Source organism: Streptomyces sp. H27-D2, assembly GCF_035828615.1.
GTDB lineage: Bacteria > Actinomycetota > Actinomycetes > Streptomycetales > Streptomycetaceae > Streptomyces.
Genome location: NZ_JAYMZR010000051.1, coordinates 1 through 17534, shown reverse-complemented (window position 1 = coordinate 17534; position 17534 = coordinate 1). Strand labels below are relative to the sequence as shown.

General features: G+C 71.5%; 16 protein-coding genes and 2 pseudogenes. 12 read left to right on the top strand and 6 right to left on the bottom strand.

Annotated features, from left to right (window positions below; all coding sequences use genetic code 11):
• Positions 1-100: 100 nt before the first annotated feature.
• A complete protein-coding gene (locus QMK28_RS19935) occupies positions 101-904 on the bottom strand; it encodes a crotonase/enoyl-CoA hydratase family protein (protein WP_326439836.1) in 804 nt (267 codons plus the stop codon).
• A gap of 257 nt (positions 905-1161) precedes the next feature.
• Between QMK28_RS19935 and QMK28_RS19930 the strand changes: the two genes are divergently transcribed.
• From QMK28_RS19930 to QMK28_RS34340, 8 genes and pseudogenes are all read left to right on the top strand, one after another.
• Positions 1162-2814, top strand: coding sequence for an acyl-CoA synthetase (locus QMK28_RS19930; protein ID WP_326439834.1), 1653 nt, complete (start codon positions 1162-1164; stop codon positions 2812-2814).
• Between the two features lie 361 nt (positions 2815-3175).
• Positions 3176-4369, top strand: a complete 1194-nt coding sequence (locus tag QMK28_RS19925; protein ID WP_326439832.1) for a tetratricopeptide repeat protein — start codon at positions 3176-3178, stop codon at positions 4367-4369.
• Positions 4370-4487: 118 nt separating this feature from the next.
• A pseudogene (locus QMK28_RS19920) lies at positions 4488-6053 on the top strand (penicillin acylase family protein); the annotation flags it as partial.
• Positions 6054-6142: 89 nt separating this feature from the next.
• Positions 6143-6319 (top strand): hypothetical protein, encoded by a 177-nt coding sequence (locus QMK28_RS19915; protein ID WP_326439830.1) that lies wholly within the window; start codon positions 6143-6145, stop codon positions 6317-6319.
• A gap of 477 nt (positions 6320-6796) precedes the next feature.
• Positions 6797-6955 (top strand): hypothetical protein, encoded by a 159-nt coding sequence (locus tag QMK28_RS19910; RefSeq protein ID WP_326439828.1) that lies wholly within the window; start codon positions 6797-6799, stop codon positions 6953-6955.
• Positions 6956-7170: 215 nt separating this feature from the next.
• Positions 7171-7791 (top strand): M56 family metallopeptidase, encoded by a 621-nt coding sequence (locus QMK28_RS19905; protein ID WP_326439826.1) that lies wholly within the window; start codon positions 7171-7173, stop codon positions 7789-7791.
• 63 nt (positions 7792-7854) lie between these two features.
• Complete coding sequence (locus tag QMK28_RS19900) at positions 7855-8814, top strand: MFS transporter (RefSeq protein WP_443050774.1); 960 nt, start codon at positions 7855-7857, stop codon at positions 8812-8814.
• Positions 8815-8865: 51 nt separating this feature from the next.
• Positions 8866-9054 carry a hypothetical protein gene (locus QMK28_RS34340; protein WP_443050773.1) on the top strand — a complete coding sequence of 63 codons (189 nt, stop codon included), beginning with the start codon at positions 8866-8868 and terminating at the stop codon, positions 9052-9054.
• Between the two features lie 286 nt (positions 9055-9340).
• On the opposite strand, the gene QMK28_RS19895 is transcribed toward QMK28_RS34340, so the two are convergent.
• The 3 genes from QMK28_RS19895 to QMK28_RS19885 all read right to left on the bottom strand — a co-directional run bounded on the left by QMK28_RS19895 (position 9341) and on the right by QMK28_RS19885 (position 11523).
• The gene (locus tag QMK28_RS19895) at positions 9341-10585 is read right to left on the bottom strand and encodes an MFS transporter (RefSeq protein ID WP_326439825.1); all 1245 of its coding nucleotides are present in this window, start codon (positions 10583-10585) and stop codon (positions 9341-9343) included.
• Between the two features lie 489 nt (positions 10586-11074).
• On the bottom strand, positions 11075-11302 hold the full coding sequence (locus QMK28_RS19890) for a hypothetical protein (protein WP_326439823.1): 228 nt from the start codon (positions 11300-11302) through the stop codon (positions 11075-11077).
• The gene (locus tag QMK28_RS19885; protein WP_326439821.1) at positions 11299-11523 is read right to left on the bottom strand and encodes a hypothetical protein; all 225 of its coding nucleotides are present in this window, start codon (positions 11521-11523) and stop codon (positions 11299-11301) included. Before QMK28_RS19885 ends, QMK28_RS19890 begins: the two co-directional genes overlap by 4 nt.
• Before the next feature lie 739 nt (positions 11524-12262).
• Between QMK28_RS19885 and QMK28_RS19880 the strand changes: the two genes are divergently transcribed.
• Both QMK28_RS19880 and QMK28_RS19875 read left to right on the top strand, forming a co-directional pair.
• Positions 12263-13429: an urease accessory protein UreH domain-containing protein gene (locus QMK28_RS19880; protein ID WP_326439819.1), complete on the top strand. Its 1167-nt coding sequence runs from the start codon at positions 12263-12265 to the stop codon at positions 13427-13429.
• 14 nt (positions 13430-13443) lie between these two features.
• Positions 13444-13722, top strand: a complete 279-nt coding sequence (locus QMK28_RS19875) for a heavy metal-associated domain-containing protein (protein ID WP_326439817.1) — start codon at positions 13444-13446, stop codon at positions 13720-13722.
• A 60-nt stretch (positions 13723-13782) separates the two neighbouring features.
• On the opposite strand, the gene QMK28_RS19870 is transcribed toward QMK28_RS19875, so the two are convergent.
• The gene (locus QMK28_RS19870; RefSeq protein WP_326439815.1) at positions 13783-16107 is read right to left on the bottom strand and encodes a heavy metal translocating P-type ATPase; all 2325 of its coding nucleotides are present in this window, start codon (positions 16105-16107) and stop codon (positions 13783-13785) included.
• A gap of 82 nt (positions 16108-16189) precedes the next feature.
• Between QMK28_RS19870 and QMK28_RS19865 the strand changes: the two genes are divergently transcribed.
• Complete coding sequence (locus tag QMK28_RS19865) at positions 16190-16603, top strand: heavy metal-responsive transcriptional regulator (protein WP_326439813.1); 414 nt, start codon at positions 16190-16192, stop codon at positions 16601-16603.
• Between the two features lie 110 nt (positions 16604-16713).
• Positions 16714-17148 (top strand): copper chaperone, encoded by a 435-nt coding sequence (locus QMK28_RS19860; protein WP_326439811.1) that lies wholly within the window; start codon positions 16714-16716, stop codon positions 17146-17148.
• On the opposite strand, the pseudogene QMK28_RS19855 reads toward QMK28_RS19860, so the two are convergent.
• A pseudogene (locus tag QMK28_RS19855) lies at positions 17123-17388 on the bottom strand (transposase); the annotation flags it as partial. The gene QMK28_RS19860 and the pseudogene QMK28_RS19855 sit on opposite strands and share 26 nt — an antisense overlap.
• Between the last annotated feature and the right edge of the window lie 146 nt (positions 17389-17534).

Sequence of the window (17534 nt, the reverse complement as noted above, 5' to 3'; positions counted from 1 at the left end):
CAGCGGCTTCAAGGACGGCGGCTTCAAGGACGGCGGGCTTCGGGGACGGCGGCTCCTCGATCGGGAACCTCGGGTCCGCGAGCGGGGGCGCGGCGGTCGTTCACCGGCGGCGGAAGACCGCCGGGCGCTTCTCGGCGAAGGCCGTCGAGCCCTCCTTGGCGTCGGCGGTGTCGAAGATCGGCCAGCCGCGCTCCAGTTCGAGCGCGAGCCCCTCCGCCTCGGGGAGTTCCGCCGTTTCGTAGACGCACGCCTTGACGGCTTCGACCGCGAGCGGGCCGTTGGCGTTGATCAGCTCGGCGATCTCCAGCGCCTTCTTCAGTGCGCCGCCGTCCGGCACGACGTGGCCGATCAGCCCGATCCGCTCGGCTTCCCGAGCGGTGTACGGGCGCCCGGTCAGCAGCATCTCCAGCGCATGCGTACGCGGCACCTGGCGGGCGAGCCGTACGGTCGAGCCGCCGATGGGGAACAGCCCGCGCCTGACCTCGAACAGCCCGAAGGTCGCGCTCTCGGCGGCGACCCGGATGTCGGTGCCCTGGAGGATCTCGGTGCCGCCCGCGACGCAGTGGCCCTCGACGGCCGCGATGACCGGCTTGCGCGGGCGGTGGTGGCGCAGCATCGCCTTCCAGTGCAGATCGGGGTCGGCCTTCATCCGGTCCCGGTACTGCTCCCCGGCCATGCCACCGCCGGCCGCCAGGGCCTTGAGGTCCATGCCGGCGCAGAAGGCGCCGCCCGCGCCGGTGAGCACGACGGACCTGATCGCGTCGTCCGCGTCGGCCGCGAGCCAGCCGTCGTACAGCCCGACCAGCATCGGGAGCGAGAGGGCGTTCTTCGCCTCCGGCCGGTTCAGGGTGAGCACGAGTGTCGCGCCTTCGCGCTGCACGGTGAGGTGTTCGGTGCCGCCCATGGGTATCCCTCCGGAAGTCGCGCGGGGGTCGTGGCCGGGCCGCGTCGTTCCGGGCGCCCCGGCGGGCCCGACGTCCCGCCTCAAGACGTAGAACAGGTTGCAGTAGGTGCGGAGGGAGTTCAATAGATATCTGACTGTCAGTCAGATTCTTTCTGCGGCGCCCCTTCCCACCTGTGCGGCGGAGCGCTCTAATGACGGCCGAGCGAGTCGCACGAACCGAGCGGGCCGAGTCAGTGGTATCCGGGTCAGGAGGACACGTGGAGTACAACCTTGCCGACCTGTTCGAGTCGGTGGTCGATGTGGTCCCGGACCGCGAGGCGCTCGTCCACATCGACCACCCCGGCAGCGGCGCCGAGCGGCGGCTGACGTACCGGCAGCTCGACCGGGCCGCCAACCGGCTCGCCCACCACCTCCTGGACAGCGGCGTACGGCAGGGCGACCACGTCGGACTGCACCTGTACAACGGCGTCGAGTACCTGCAGACCGTCTGGGCCTGCCTCAAGATCCGGGCCGTACCGGTGAACGTCAACTACCGCTACGTGGAAGAGGAGTTGATCTACCTCTACCGGGACGCGGACCTGGTCGCGCTCGTCTTCGAGGCGGAGTTCACCGCCCGGGTCGCGGCCGCCCTGCCGCACACCGGCACACTCCGCCACCTCATACGCGTCGGCGACGCCCCCGAAGGCGCGCCGGAACCCGGTGTCACTCCCATCGCCTTCACCGACGCCGAGGCGGCCGGCTCGGCGGAGCGCGGCTTCGGGCCGCGCTCCGCCGACGACCAGCTCATCATCTACACCGGCGGCACCACCGGCATGCCCAAGGGCGTGATGTGGCGGCACGAGGACCTCTTCTTCTCCGGCCTCGGCGGCGGCGCCCCCACCGGCGAGCCGGTCAAGCGCCCCGAGGAACTGGCCGAGCGGGTCGCGGCCGGCGGCGAGGGCATCGTCTTCTTCCCCACCCCGCCGCTGATGCACGGCACCTCGACGCTCACCGCCTTCATCGGCTTCAACTTCGGCCAGAAGGTGGTCATCCACCGGAAGTTCGCGCCCGAGGAGGTGCTGCGCACGGTCGCGCGGGAGAAGGTCAGCAGCATCTCACTGGTCGGCGACGCGATGCTGCGCCCGCTGGTGGACGCCCTCGCCGGGCCGCTGCGTGGCACCGACTGCTCGGCGCTGTTCAGCGTGAGCAGCTCCGGGGCGGTGCTGTCGGAGACGGTGAGCGCCCAGTTCCGGGCGCTGCTGCCGCATGTGACGCTGCTGAACAACTTCGGCTCCTCGGAGTCCGGCTTCAACGGCACGGCCACCGACGACTCCGGGCCGGCGAAGGGGTTCCGGTTGCGGGTCAACGACCGTACGGCCGTGGTGGATCCGGCGACCCACGAGCCGGTGGCGGTCGGCGTGCCGGGGCGGATCGCACAGCGCGGACATGTGCCGCTCGGCTACTACAACGACCCAAAGAAGACCGCCGAGACCTTCTTCCAGGCGCGCGGCGAGCGGTGGGTGCTGCTGGGCGACATGGCGACGGTCGACGAACAGGGCGTGCTGACCGTCCTCGGGCGCGGCTCGCAGTGCATCAACACCGGGGGCGAGAAGGTCTATCCGGAGGAGGTCGAGCAGGCGCTCAAGGCGCACCCCGACATCTACGACGCGCTGGTCGCGGGCGTCCCGGACGCGAAGTGGGGCAACCGTGTCGCGGCCGTCGTGCAGCCCCGGCGGGGCGCGGACCCGTTGACCCTCGACGCGGTCCAGCAGCACTGCCGGGCCCGCCTCGCCGGCTACAAGATCCCGCGCAGCCTGGTCCTGGCGGACCGGATCCAGCGCTCCCCCAGCGGCAAGGCGGACTACCGCTGGGCGAAGACGGTGGCCGGCGGCGGGCAGCCGGGCGAGCGGGCCGGCGGGGCCGGAGCGTAGGCCCCCGGAGGAGCGGGCGGACCGGGCGGACCGGAGGCGCGGACCTCGCCGGACCCGGAGCGCGGACCCCGGCGGGACCGGAACCCTGGCCCCGGCGGACCCGGAGCGCGGACCCGGGACATCGACCGGAGCGCGGCGAAGCGCGGGCCCGGCGGCCCGGAAGGCGATCGTCCCCTTAGGGGATCGCCGCCCCCTCCCGTACGCCTCGGTGATGACGCGGGGGCGTCCCGGTGATGACGCGGTGACCTCCCATCAGCTACTTCAGTCGGACCTATGACCAGCGTAGAGAGGGATTCGCTACCCCCCTTCCCACCCGTAACTTCTTGATCAGTGGCCCCACCGATCAGGAAGTCGAGCACCTATGTACGGCAAGGCATTCGCTCCCGAGTACCAGGGCAACCTGGGCTCCTCGCTCTCCGTGAACTCGTCGTACGAGGACGTGCTGACGCAAGCCGGTGAGGAACAGCGGAACGCGTCCTCGGATCTGGAGTACGCCCGCGCCGCGCTCGCCGTCGCCGAGGCGAACCGGCGGCTGGGGCGGGTGGCCGAGGCGGAGAGCGCCTGGCGCGAGAGCTATCGCGCGGCGCGGCGGAGCGCCGATCCGGCGGCGATGGCGTGGGCGCTGTGGAGCGGCGGGACGCTGGCCCGCCAGTGCGGCGGCCTGCCGCTTGCCCGCCGCTGGCTCACCGCCGCCGCCGAACTGGCGGGCAGCAGCGGCGACCGGGTCGCGCGCGGCTACTGCCTCGCCGGGCTCGCCGAGACCGGCCGTATCCAGGGCGACTACGCGGCCGTCGCCGAGTTGCACGAACAGCTGCTCGCGGAGGGGCGCGCACACGGCGAGGCCCGGCACATGGTGTGGGCGCTCGAAGGCATCGCCCAGATGCACCGCAACACCGGCAGGTACGACAAAGCGCTCGCGATGTTCGAGGAGGCCGCCGAGATAGCCGCCCACGCCGAGGACGCGCGCGGCCTGGCGTGGGCGCTGCGCGGCATCGCCGACGTACTCTCCGTCCAGCGGGACCCGCGGACCGCGCTGGAACTGCTCACCGAGGCCGAGGGCATCTGCCGCCGGATGGACCTGGCGAGCGCGCTCGCCTACAACCACAAGATGCGCGGCAACGTGCTCTTCCGCGCCGGGCGCTACGAGGAGGCCCGGGAGGTCTACGCGGGAGCGCTGCGCGAGTTCAGCGCCATGCACGAGCCGCGCGGCGCGACCCTGTCCCGGCTCGGCCTGGTGAAGTCGCAGGCGCGGCTGGGACATCCGCGCGAGCAGGTCATCACGGAGCTGGACGAGCTGCACCGGATATTCCACCGGCTCGGGCTGCACCACGCGCGGGACATGGTCGAGAAGTTCCGCGTCGAGCTGACCGGACCGAGCGAGGCCGACGGGGCCGGCGCGTTGGACGGGGCGGACGGGACAGTCAGCGCGGGCGGGGCCTACGGAGCGGGCGGGGCGGGCAATGACGGCGAACGGAGCGGGGCGGCCGGCGGCGACGGGGCGCGCGAGCCGGCACTGATCGGTGTGGCCGGCGCGGCACCCGGTCAGAGGTGTTGACAGAGCATCACATGAGCTGCGTGAGTGACCGGTGAACCGTGCTCGATTGTCCAATCGTTCAATGCCACGTGTTCCGTGCACGCAACACCACTGGTCTCCAACCCTGTTGGGAGTCACGTTGCTCTTGCGTCCTCCGCTGCGCCGCCTGCTCATCACCGGCGTCGCCCTGCTGACCGCCGCCGCCGGACTGCCGCCGAGCGCGTCCGGCGCGGGGCAGGACCCGCCGTCACCGCACCCGTCCGGCGGCGGTCTCTCCGCCGTCATCCGCTATACGGAGTACGGAATTCCGCACATCGTCGCGAAGGACTACCCCAACCTCGGCTTCGGCGAGGGCTGGGCGCAGGCGGCCGACGAAGTGTGCACGCTCGCCGACGGGTTCGCGACCGTACGCGGCGAGCGCTCCCGCCACTTCGGCGCGGACGCCGCACCGGACGGCTCGCTCTCCTCCGCGAGCACCAACCTCGCCAGCGACCTCTTCTTCCGCGGCGTCCGCGACGCGCGGACCGTGGAGAAGCTGCTGGACCGCCCCGCTCCCCAGGGCCCCAGCCGGCAGGCGAAGGACCTGATGCGCGGCTGGGCGGCGGGCTACAACGCCTGGCTGCGGAAGAACCCAGTCCGCGACCCGGCCTGCCGGGGCAAGGACTGGGTCAAGCCGGTGTCGGCCCTCGACGTGGCCCGGCGCGGCTTCGCGATCTCGGTGCTCGGCGGGCAGGGCCGGGGCGTGGACGGCATCACGACGGCCCGGCCGCCGGGCGCTGCCACGAAGGCCGCCGCACCCGCGAAGGGCACCGCCGTCGCGAAGAGCGCGGACCCCGCCGACGCCGCCCGCGCGCTGTTCGCCCAGGACGGCCGGGACATGGGCTCGAACGCGGTCGCCTTCCGCGGCAGCACCGCCGCCAACGGCCGCGGGCTGCTGCTCGGCAATCCGCACTACCCCTGGCAGGGCGGCCGGCGCTTCTGGCAGTCCCAGCAGACGGTCCCCGGCGAACTCGACGTCATGGGCGGATCGCTGCTCGGCACCACCGGCGTCTCCATCGGGCACACCTCCCGTATCGCCTGGAGCCACACCGTCGCCACCGGCGTCACCCTCAACCTCTTCCAGCTGACGCCGGCGCCGTCCGACCCGACCGCGTACCTCGTGGACGGCAAGGCGGAGCGGATGACCAAGCGCACCGTCACGGTGCCCGTGCGCGGCGCGGACGGGCGCACCACGGAGGTCACCCGCAGCCAGTGGTGGACCCGCTACGGGCCCGTCGTCAGCTCCCTGGGCGAGCTCGCCCTCCCGTGGACCGACAAGAGCGCGTACGCCCTGAACGACCCCAACGCGCGCAATATGCGCGCCTCCGACACCGGCCTGGGGCTCAGCAAGGCCCGGAGCGTGGACGGCATCCGCGACGCGCTGCGCCGCACCCAGGGCATGCCGTGGGTCAACACCGTCGCCGCCGACTCCGGCGGGCACAGCCTCTTCACCCAGTCGCAGGTGCTGCCCCGGGTCACCGACGCGCTCGCCGAGCGCTGCTCGACCCCGCTCGGCCGGGCCACCTTCCCCGCCTCCGGGCTCGCGGTGCTGGACGGCTCGCGCGGCGACTGCCGCCTCGGGCAGGACGCCGACGCCGTCCAGCCGGGCGTTTTCGGCCCGTCGGCGATGCCGACGCTCAAGGACGCCCCGTACGCGGAGAATTCCAAGACCATGATCAAGGCATAGTTAGCTGACCTGCCGAGAGAGACCCCGCCCCACCAGGGACTTGCCGGTCCTCCACAAACCTCCCCTGGGTGGCAGGCACGCCACGGCTCGGGAGGTCCCCCGCATCCGTCTCCGACTCGGTCGAACGGCTGGACACCTCCTCGTCTGCCCCGCCCATGCCTCCGCACGGCCCAAGGCTCTACTGGGTGATGGTGTCGTCGCAGACCGGCTTCGGTGGCGCCTTCGCGATCACGCCGCGCCAGTAGTCTGCCTCCCCGGCGGCCCCCCCGGCGTGCGGGCTCGATGAGAGTGGAGAACGTCGTCGTACCCGGACGCGCTTGCAGGTCGCCGGGGCCGATGGCGACCACGTACCGTGAGGAGGGGTTGGTGGCGCTGATCGCCCGCGCTGAGCCGGGCTTCGAGGTCGGCCCGGCAGTACCAGGTGCGGCCGTGCCGATGGACGACGGGCAGGTGTCCGCCCGTGCCGTAGTCCCGGACGGTGGAAGCCCGCGTTCCCAACACGGCCGCGGCTCCCTGGTCGGTGAGAAGGTCGTCCGGGTGCTCCTCCCCCGGCGGTACCGCCGGGGGCCACATGCCGTCGCCGTCCGTACCGCCGGCCGCCCCCGTTCCGCCGTGACCGGATCCGGGGGACAGGGCGAGCCAGCGAGGAACGCACGGACCAGTTCTACGTCGTAGAGGCGCAGCAGGAGAAGATCCGATTCCGTGGGCGGACCGGGGCGTGGGTGGAGGAGATCCGGGCCGGCTACAAGCTGATCCTGCCGCTGGCGGACCCCGAGCTCGAAGACCTCGACACCGTGCTGGTGGTCAAGTCTCTGGACGACCAGGCTCGCGGCCGTACGTACGAGGTGACGACCTGGGTGAGGCCTCCAGCTTCCCGGTAATCCGTACGGTGTGGCTGGAACACCACAGCCCCGAGATCCGCGTGGCAGATGGAGCACCGCGGCCGACCCGAGTGGACGCGGATGTCAGCCCGTGCGGGGCGCGCATGCTGATGCCCTGCCCGAGAGGTCGGCCGCAGGATTCACAGGGAGCCGGTTGCCTGGACCCCCGGGAGTGCTTGGAGAGGCGACTGCGGGGCCAGAACAGGGAAGACCCAGTGGGGTGTTCTGCGGCCGCTGCCGAAGCCGCGTGCATGCCGGGCCGGGACCAACTGGTCGTGGTCGAGGACCCGGCCGCCGAGGCCTACGCCGTCCCCGGGCGTCCGGGCCGCATCGTGGTCTCCACCGGGATGCTCGACGCCCTCGACCCCACCGAGCACGAAGCCCTGCTCGCTCACGAATGCGCCCACCTGAGGCACCACCACTACCTGTTCGTGGTCTTCGCCCAGCTCGCCTCCGCGGCCGACCCGCTGCTCCGGCCCCTCGCCGCCACCGTCACCGTCACCATCGAGCGATGGGCCGACGAGAGCGCGGCCACCACCGGCGACCGGCGACGGGTCGCCCGTACCGTGGGCAAGGCGGCCCTTGCCGCCAGGCACACCCGTGCCCGCTCCCGGATTCCCCGCGCCGCCCTGGGCATCCTCGGCCTCGGCCAGGCCGGGCCGGGCCCCGTACCCAGGCGAGTCGCGGCCCTCATGGCCCCTCCCCCGCACAGCCGCGTTCTCCCCCTCGCCCTGACCGCCGGACTGCTGCTGGCAACCGGACTGTGCGCCGCCGAAGCCGCCCACGACCTGGAGGCCCTCCTTGAGATGGCCAAACACGCAGCATCACGCGGCTGATCCATACCGCCCGCGCGCGGAGCAGGTCTTCCGCGCACCGCCCGAGAACTCGCAGGAGAGCCGATGACCGCAAACGCGGCCGCCCGTCCCGCGCTGGCGCGGCAGATGTGGCCGCTGTACGCCGCCGCCTTCACCACCGCCTTCGGCGCCCACGGCATCGCCGCCAACCTCGGCGGATTCTCCGCCGACGCGGTCACCTCGCTGATGGTGCTGGGCGGGCTGCTCGCGCTCTACGACGGAGCCGAGGTGCTGCTCAAGCCGGTATTCGGCACCCTCGCAGACCGCATCGGCGCCCGCCCCGTGCTCATCGGCGGACTCGTCGCCTTCGCCGCGGCGTCCGCCGTGTACGCCCTCACCGACAGCCCGGGCTGGTTGTGGGCGGCCCGCCTCGGCCAGGGCGTCGGCGCCTCCGCCTTCTCCCCCTCGGCCTCCGCTCTGGTCGCCCGCCTCAACCCGGCCGCCAAGCACGGGCGGGCATTCGGCAGCTATGGCTTCTACAAGTCCATCGGCTACACCCTGGGCCCGCTGCTCGGAGGCGTCCTGGTCTGGGCGGGCGGCCTGCGGCTGCTGTTCACCGTCATGGCCGTACTCGCCGCCACCGTCGCGACCTGGGCAGCCCTCGCCGTACCGCACGTCGCACCGCTGCCCCGCACCCGCCAGACCCTCGCGGACCTCGCCCGACAGCTGACCGCACCGGCCTTCCTGCATCCGACCGCCGCCCTCGCGGGTGCCACCGCGGCCCTCTCCGTCGGCGTCGGCTTCCTGCCCGTCTCCGGCCGGGCAGCCGGACTCGGCACCGTGGCCACCGGCGCAGCCGTCTCGGTACTGGCCCTGTACGCGGCCATCGTCCAGCCCAAGGCCGGGCGTGCCCTGGACACCGGCCGCATCACCGCACGCACCGGCATCACCATCGGCCTGCTGACCACCGCCGCCGGCCTGGCCTGCGCCATGCTGCCCGGGCTGGCGGGCGTCCTGACCGCTGCCGCGCTCATCGGCGTCGGCACCGGCCTGATCACTCCCTAGGGCTTCGCCGTCCTGGCCTCCTCCACCCCGCAAGAACGCCTCGGCCAGACCATGGGAGCCGCCGAACTCGGGCGCGAACTCGGCGATGCGGGCGGCCCGCTGCTCGTCGCCGCCATCGCCACCTTGACCACCCTCACCTACGGGTACGCGGCGCTCGCCGTCCTCCTGGCCATCGGCCCAGCCCTCGCCCTCGCCGCACACCGCCGCAAACCCCCTGCACAGACGGGATCCGCCACCTGAAGAGTCATCGTTTGCGCCCACGACGTCCGGTCACGGCCACCACAGAGAGCGCCGCGCGGGACCAATCCGTCAGCGTCGAGAACCGGCTTGTCCCGACGCCTGTCGGACGTATGCCCCAACTCGCGCGAACGCCCTGGCCGGAAGCCCTTTGGGCGCACCACATGCACCACGTGGGCAGATCACCCTCTCGAATCACGAGACGCATTCCATGCGACCTGGGCCAGACACGGCGGGCTGTGGTGTGAATTCGCGACCCCAAAGCGGGAGTTGAGCCGGCGCTCGCCTGTCAGGCGGCCGTGGCCCCGCGCGCGCGGCTGGCGGAGAAGAGCAGGCCCGCCAGGGCGATCACCATCCAGGCGGTGAGGCACGTGAAGGCGGCCGTCGGGGAGACCGCGGTCCACAGGACGCCCGCGATGGTGCTGGCGGCGAGGTTGCCGAGGGACTGGACGGTGGCGAGCATGCCGAAGGCGGAGCCGCGGAGGTCCTTCGGGGCCAGGGCCGCGACGGCTGAGTGCTGGGCGGTCTCGACAGCGCCGATGCCGATGCCAGCCAGGATGAAGGGGACCGCCAGGAAGGCGATGGCGGCGGCGTCGATGGTGAACAGGCCGTAGGAGAGGGCGAATGCCCCGACTCCGGCGGCCATGACGATCACCGGGCCGCGCGTGCCGAGTCGGTCGGACAGCCGTCCGGCGGGGACGGAGGCGATCGTGGCGGCGGCGTTGTACGCGGTGTAGAGGCCGAGCGCGATCGTGGTCGCGGTCTTCGTGCCGTGCCCGGGCGCCAGCAGGTCCGAAGCGCGCAGGATCAGGAGCGTGGCGGCGACATTGCCGACCTCGAAGGCCGCGACCGCGCTCAGCAGCCGGCCGAGGTCGCCGGTGAGGACGGGCCTGACCCGGATCTTGAGCGGGACCTTGTCCCGGCTCGTGGGCTTCGGGGTCTTGCGGATCGCGTAAACGATCGCCGCCGCGGCCAGCAGGCCGGGGATGACGGAGAGCCCGATGGCCCACTGAACGCCGAGCCAGGCGACGAGTCCGAGCGCGAGCAACGGCCCGAAGATCGCGCCGAGGTTGTCCATCATCCGCTCGAAGCCGTACGCGCGGCCATACGCCTTCGCCGGGACGATGTCCGCGAGCAGCGCGTTGCGGGCGGGGACCCGGAGCCCTCGGGCGGTCCAGGCGGCGGCGCGGAGCAGGCCGACCTGCCAGACCGCGGTGGCCCCGGCGGTGGCGGCGCCGAGGACGGCGGTGGTGGCATAGCCGCCGACGGCGACCTTCCGGCGACGGGCCGGGTCGTCCGCCAGGACGCCGCCGCCGAAGCGGGCCGCTCCCGCGAGCGCGTCCGAGATGCCCTCGATCGCGCCGAGTGCGGCGGCCGGCACCCCCCGGGTGGAGGTCAGCAGCGAAGGAAGCAGGGCGGTCGGGATCTCGTGACCGACATCGGCCAGGAAGCTGGCCGCGCCGATGCCCTTGACCCCGGGGGTGAGCCAGGCGTGGTCGGCAGCGGTATCGGCAGGTGGTGCGGTGTCGGTCATGCTTGGCAGTCTGCACAACGTCCCGCCGCGGATCACAGTGGACGATCGCATGAGGCATGCCGACTCGAAACTGCGATCCATCTGACACCATCACCTGGCAGATCGCAGGAGGCGAGCTCCACGGCATCGCAGGTGCGCGCCAACGGCAGCAGCCGGGTAGACCCGTAACAAATGCTCAGCCTCGTTGAAGGACTTGCCGCAGCTGCTCGACACTCGGGGCGCCGTCTCTGCGTCCATCAGCGCCGCCGTAGATCCTGCAGGAGACACTCGTGCTGACGCCCGCTGCGACGAAGGGGTCCATTCCGTTCACGAGCAGCGTCGGTGAGCCGTGCATTCCGAAGTGGGCCGCCTCCGCGTCGGTCGTAATCACGTGGACCCGGACAGGCGCTCGTGCCTCGGGTAGTGCCTGCTCCAGGCGCTGGAGCAGTAGGGCAACGTTCGGGCAGTCGGGCACAGCCAGCACGGTCAGCTCCATGGCCTCGTCCCCAGTCACCGGCCGGAGGCCCGGGGAGCGCGGGCCTCCCGCGTGGCGGCCTGCTCACGCAGCACGCGCAGTTCCTCACGGGTGTGTCTGATCTCCTCGTCGACGCTCTGCCGGGTGCGTGGGGGCGGAGTCGTACAGCAGCCGGACTTGCGCCGCATCGGGCGGATGCAGCACACGTACATGAAGGCGACGGCGAGGAGAGTCGCGGCCAGCGGGTACCAGATGGCGGTCACGGCGTGCGGTTCCTGTCGGACGGGTTCTGCGGGGTGATCTCTGCGCGCAGGGCCTCCACCTCCTTGCGGAGCCGGATGAGCTCCTGCTCCTGTTCGGTGGTGGGGGCGATCTGTGGCGGCTGTGTGGTGTCCGAATGCTTGGAACGCATCATGAACCACATCATCAGCCCCATGCCGATGGGGCAGGCGAGCAGCGGCAGCAGGTACAGCAGCTTGTCCATCTCACATCCTCCGATCCGTTCTGGCGGCGTCGGCAGGTCCACGGAGGAGAGCAGACCTCCACATGCCTGACACTACGACGCTAAAACCTTCCCCCAGGGGCAAGGTCAAGTGCGACAGGTCGTCTCGTCGCCCGGATCGGTGGAAGTAATGGTTCGTCCCCGTGGTCGCGGCCGGGCGGCTGCAAGCAGTGGCCTACGATGGCGCGCATGAAGCGACGCCTGCCCCCGGCGCTCCGGACCTGGTCCGGGGCGCTGCTGGCGTGCGCGCTGATGTTCTGCGTGACCGGGTTGGGGCGTTCCGCCATGGCGATGCCGATGGCGATGGCCGGCCCGATGGGTGTTGTATCCGCGACGGTCGGTTCGGATGCCCCTGCGGGGCGTGTGGTGATGGCGAGCCAGTCCAGCGACAGCGGACCGGAGTGTCCGACCTCTCGGCAGGTGTGCGAGGCGCCGAAGGGGACCGTCGTCAACGACGGTCCGACGGCGGCGGTGCTCGACGCTGCGCCGGACACGGTCACTTGCTCGGCGGCTGCCCTGGTGTCGCAGCCGAACGCGCCGCCACGCGTACTTCCCCCTCCTGATCTGCATCGGTTGTGTGTGTCACGGACGTGACAGCTCCCCTCTCGTGAGGCTCTGCCTCGCGGGACGCCGCGCTGTCCCCATGTCCGCCTCGGCACGCCCGATTTCCCTGTGGGTTCCCTCTGCGCGTGCCGTTGTCGCAGAACAGGAGTTACGACGCATGCCGTCGTCCATCGCATTGCTCATCACCGGTCTCAGCACCGGTTTGCTCGCCGGTGGCGCTTCCTGCGCCACCGTACAAGGGGGTCTACTCGCCGGCGCGGTCACCCGCCGCACCCCCGCCCGGGTCCCTGGCGTATCCGCTTCGCCCGCGAAGCGGCCGAAGTCCGCAGGCCGTACGGCCACCGCTGAGCGGGTCGCGGCGCCTGCGGCGCCCGAGTCGTTGGCCGGGCAGCTGGCTCCGGTGGGTGCCTTCCTCTCCGGGAAACTGCTCTCGCACACGATCCTCGGAGCGCTGCTGGGAGTCTTCGGCTCGGCGTTGCAGCCCAGCCCGCGTGTCCAGGCATCGATGGTGGTGGCCGCTGGGCTGCTGATGGTTGTGTTCGCCCTTGACCTGTTCGGGGTCAAGGCGGTGGGACGGCTGACGCCGCGGCCTCCCGCCTCGTTCGGCCGGCTGCTGCGGCGCAGCGCGAAGACCGAGTCGGCCGCCGCTCCGGCTCTGATCGGCTTCGCCACGGTTCTCGTGCCGTGCGGTGTGACGCTGTCCCTGGAGCTGCTCGCCATCACCGCGGGGTCGCCGTTGGCGGGAGCCGCCGTCATGTTCGGATTCGTCCTCGGCACCGCACCGCTGTTCGCGGTGCTCGGCTATGCCTTCCGGCGGAGCAGCAAGGCGCTCTCGGGCAAGCTCGCCGCCCTCACGGGTGTGGTGGTACTGGCGGTCGCCGCCTGGACGGTCATGTCCGGGCTGCAGGCCGGCGGCTGGGTCTCCTTCGACTCCCCGGCCAAGCGGCCTGCGGCGAGTGGCCCGTTCATCGTCGAGGGCGGAGACCAGAACAGTCCTGAGGAAGGCACGGGGAGCGGGAAGACGGCCGGGGCCGAGGCTCCGGTCCGTATCGACACCTCCGGGCAGCAGATCCTCACGCTGACGGTGACCGACTTCTACGAGACCAAGCAGTTCGCCGCCAAGGCGGGCGTGCCCACCAAGCTGGTGCTGCATGGGAAGGACTCCGGCGGCTGTGCCCGCGCCTTCACCATCCCGGAACTCGGCGTCCAGGAGATCGTCAAGCGCAACGGCGACACCACAGTGGACCTGGGTATCCGCAAGGCGGGCACCCTGCGCTTCACCTGCGCCATGGGCATGCAGACCGGCAGCATCGACTTCCAGTAGAAAGACCCCTCGAAGTGAGCCTGTTCAGCCGTAAGAAGACGAAGTCCGACGCCTCGGCCGGAGCAGGAGCCGGTACAGAGGTGGTCCTCCTCGTCGAGGGCATGCACTGCACCAGCTGCGGCCTGCTGATCGACGACGAGCTGGAGGAACTCCCCGGCGTTCGCTCGTCGAGCACCGATACCCGTGCCGGGCGGACCGTCGTCCGCCTGGAAGAGGGCGCCGCCGTGGAAACCGCCGCGCTCGTCGCTGCGGTCGAGGAGGCCGGGGAGTACAAGGCTCGGCCCGCCGCCTGACGCCCATGCACGCAGGACCGCCCCGGCGACCGAAGTCGCCGGGGCGGTCTGTGTTCCGGCTCAGGCGCGGTCGGCGGGCTGGAAGCGGCGCAGCCGCAGGCTGTTGGTGACGACGAACACCGACGAGGAGGCCATGGCGGCCCCGGCGATGATCGGGTTGAGGAGGCCGAGCGCGGCCAGCGGCAGGGCGGCGATGTTGTAGGCGAAGGCCCAGAACAGGTTGCCCTTGATGGTGGCGAGGGTCTTGCGGGCGAGGCGGATCGCGTCGGCGGCGCCGCGCAGGTCTCCCTTGACCAGGGTGAGGTCGGCGGCTGCGATCGCCGCGTCGGTGCCCGTACCCATGGCCAGCCCCAGGTCCGCCTGGGCCAGGGCGGCCGCGTCGTTGACGCCGTCGCCCACCATCGCGACTACCTTGCCCTGCCCCTGGAGGCGCTTGATCTCGGCGACCTTGTCCTCGGGGTGGACCTCGGCGATGACCGTGTCGATTCCGACTTCGGCGGCGACGTGCCGGGCCGCGGCCTCGTTGTCCCCGGTGAGCAGCACCGGCGTCAGGCCCAATGCCTTGAACTGGGCGACGGCTTCGGCGCTGGTCGGCTTGACGGTATCGGCGACCACCAGGGCGGCCCGTACCTTGCCGTCCCAAGCGGCGAACACGACGGTACGCCCGGCCGCTTCGGCCTGCTGCTGGGCCCGGACCAGCGCGGGCGGCACCTCCAGAGCCCACTCGGCGCCGAGCCAGCTCGCCCGGCCCGCGATGACCTGACGGCCCTCGATGGTGCCGGTGACGCCCCGCCCTGCGTGATTGGCGAACCCGGTGACGGGGGCGAGGTCGCCGGTCTCCTCGGTGGTGGCGTCCGCGATCGCCTTGGCGATCGGGTGCTCGCTGGCGTGCTCGACCGCACCGGCCAAGCGCAGGATCTCCGTACGGTCCTCACCGTCGGCGGTAACGATCTCGGTGAGCCGCATCCGGCCCTCTGTGACGGTGCCGGTCTTGTCCAGCACGATCGTGTCGATGCGCCGGGTGGACTCCAGCACCTCAGGTCCCCGGACCAACAGCCCGAGCTGGGCCCCGCGTCCGGTGCCGACCATCAGCGCGGTCGGCGTGGCCAGTCCGAGCGCGCACGGGCAGGCGATGATCAGCACGGCCACCGCCGCGGTCAGCGCGAGTGCCACCGGGTGGCCGAGCAGCAGCCAGCCGGCCAGCGTTCCGGCTGCTATTAGGATCACGATCGGCACGAAGATCGCCGATATCCGGTCGGCGAGGCGCTGCACGGCCGCCTTTCCGGTCTGCGCCTCCTCCACCAGGCGGGCGATCTGCGCCAGCTTGGTGTCCGTACCCACCCGCGAGGCCCGTACGACGAGCCGGCCGCCGGCGTTGACGGTCGCGCCGGTGACCGCGTCACCCGGGCCGACCTCCACCGGCAGCGATTCGCCGGTCAGCAGCGACTCGTCCACCGCCGAAGCGCCCTCGGCCACCACACCATCGGTGGCAATCTTCTCGCCGGGCCGTACGACGAACTCCTCGCCCACCTCCAGCTGCTCGATCGGCACCCGCACCTCACGCCCGTCGCGCAGGACGGCGACGTCCTTGGCGCCCAGGTCGATCAGCGCCCGGATCGCGTCGCCCGCGCGCCTGCGGGCGCGAGCCTCGAAGAACCGCCCGGCCAGGATGAACGCGGTCAGCGCCGCGGCCACCTCCAGATACACCTCGGCCGGACCGCCGTGCCCGCCTGCGGCCGAGCGGGGCAGCAGCGAGACCGCCATGCGCATCCCCGGCTCACCGGCTCCGCCGACGAAGAGCGCGTACACACTCCACACCCAGGCCGCCAGCACACCCAGCGAAACGAGCGTGTCCATGGTGACGGCCCGGTGCCGCAGATTCAGTGCGGCGGCCCGGTGGAAGGGCCAGGCGCCCCACAGCGCCACCGGCGAGGCCAGCGCGAACGCCAGCCACTGCCAGAACCGGAACTGCGTCGCCGGAACCATCGACATCACCACGACCGGCACCGTCAGCACCGCAGAAGCGATCAGCCGGTCCCGCAGGGCCCGTACGTGCCGCTCCTCCGCGCCGGTGGACCCCTCAGCGTCGGTTGCCTGGCTTTCCGCACCGGCCGCGGCAGGCGGAGCGGGCGGGGCGGCCCCGTACCCCATGTCCTTGATCACGTCGATCAGGTCCCGCGCCGTCACGTCGTCACCGTGGCCGACGTGAGCGCCCGCGGTGGCGAAGTTCACCGACGCGCTCACCCCCGGCAGCTTGTTCAGCTTCCGCTCGATCCGTGCCGCACACGAGGCACAGGTCATGCCCGTGATCGACAGATCAACCGTGCGCGTCGGCTCGGCCCGCACCGGCGCCGCGGCGGCTCCAGGTATGTCAGTGGTGGTCATGACCCTGACGCTAAAACCTTGCCCCTAGGGCAAGGTCAAGCGCACACTGACAGCATCCCCGCAACCACAGGAGACCGAGCCCATGCTGACCGTCGGCCGAGTGGCCAAACAAGCCGGACTGAGCCCCAAAGCCGTACGCCTCTACGAGGCGAACGGCCTCATCGACCCGGCGGAGCGCACCGCGGCGGGATACCGCAGCTATCCCGAGAAGGCGCTGCCCGAACTGCACTTCATCCGCCAGGCCCAAGCCCTCGGCCTGAGTCTGAAGGAAATCAAGCGCATTCTGGACCTCCAGCGCCAGGGCGCGCAGCCCTGCGACCTGGTCACCAGCCTCCTCGACGAACACCTCGCGGAGATCGACCGCCGCATCGAGGACCTCCAGACCCTCCGGGAAACACTGAAGAGCGCCCGCGACCGCGCCGACCAGGCCGCCGACCGCGGCGAACCCGGCGTCATCTGCCACATCATCGAGGCCACCCCCACCGACACGGCCTGACGACACTGACATGGGTCGCCGAGACCGGTCCGCGCGTTTTTGTACCCCGCGGTTCTGGTGATCTGCTCGAAGAGTCATGATCAGGGCAGAGCAAGCCCCTGGAGAGCGCCATGCCGCATTTCCGCTCCGTCCCCGCGGCGCCGAAAGAGCCCGTAGTTCTCCTGCCAAGGCGCGATCTGGCTATCGCGTGGATCCTGATGGTTCTACTGGCCGCCTTGGCATGGGTCCTCACCATCGCCCAGTCCCGCGACATGGCGATGGAGCCCGGAACGATGGGCCTGGCGCTGCCGGTCTTCCTGCCGCTATGGGTGATCATGATGGTGGCGATGATGTTTCCGTCGGTGGTGCCGGTGGCCATCACCTGGGCCCGAGCGATAGGCCGCCAGTCGGCCGGCGCGGTGCGTGTCGCCCGGACGGCCCAATTCGCCGGCGGTTACCTGCTCGCCTGGACCGCGTTCGGACTGTTCGCGTACGGAGCACTGTCAGTAACCGGTCAGCTGGTGGACGGCAACCTGCGGGCAGGCCGGCCCGCCGGACCCGCGTGAGCGCGAGGCCCAGCAGCCGGTCGGCGCGGTCGCCCTCGGCGAGCCGGTCGCGAAAGTCGGACAGGACGCTGTAATGGAAGCCGGGGTCTTCCAGTTCCAGGCACGAGGGCGTACTTGAAGTCGATGCGGCAGCGCACCGCCTCGGCGGCCTGCCGGTCGGACAGGTTCATCACGTACTGCAGCACGGCAGACGGTGGCCAGCTGTGCGGGCGAGAGTCCGGGGCGGCCGTCGCGGGAGTACCGGGTCTGTACAGCGAACGGGTCTGACAAGATTTTCGTAGCCGGTGATCGGGGCGAAGCTGCTGGTCCGTGGGTCAGTTGAGCAGGATGCGCTGGCGGAGGAGGGCGAAGCCCGCTCGTCCGTAGGTCTGCCGTTTGAGGAGTTT

Coding starts and splice junctions, on each gene's coding strand:
- QMK28_RS19935 (WP_326439836.1), bottom strand. CDS start 904: ATGGGCGGCACCGAACACCTCACCGTGCAGCGCGAAGGCGCGACACTC.
- QMK28_RS19925 (WP_326439832.1), top strand. CDS start 3,176: ATGTACGGCAAGGCATTCGCTCCCGAGTACCAGGGCAACCTGGGCTCC.
- QMK28_RS19900 (WP_443050774.1), top strand. CDS start 7,855: ATGACCGCAAACGCGGCCGCCCGTCCCGCGCTGGCGCGGCAGATGTGG.
- QMK28_RS34340 (WP_443050773.1), top strand. CDS start 8,866: ATGGGAGCCGCCGAACTCGGGCGCGAACTCGGCGATGCGGGCGGCCCG.
- QMK28_RS19895 (WP_326439825.1), bottom strand. CDS start 10,585: ATGACCGACACCGCACCACCTGCCGATACCGCTGCCGACCACGCCTGG.
- QMK28_RS19885 (WP_326439821.1), bottom strand. CDS start 11,523: ATGGACAAGCTGCTGTACCTGCTGCCGCTGCTCGCCTGCCCCATCGGC.
- QMK28_RS19880 (WP_326439819.1), top strand. CDS start 12,263: ATGCCGTCGTCCATCGCATTGCTCATCACCGGTCTCAGCACCGGTTTG.
- QMK28_RS19870 (WP_326439815.1), bottom strand. CDS start 16,107: ATGACCACCACTGACATACCTGGAGCCGCCGCGGCGCCGGTGCGGGCC.
- QMK28_RS19865 (WP_326439813.1), top strand. CDS start 16,190: ATGCTGACCGTCGGCCGAGTGGCCAAACAAGCCGGACTGAGCCCCAAA.
- QMK28_RS19860 (WP_326439811.1), top strand. CDS start 16,714: ATGCCGCATTTCCGCTCCGTCCCCGCGGCGCCGAAAGAGCCCGTAGTT.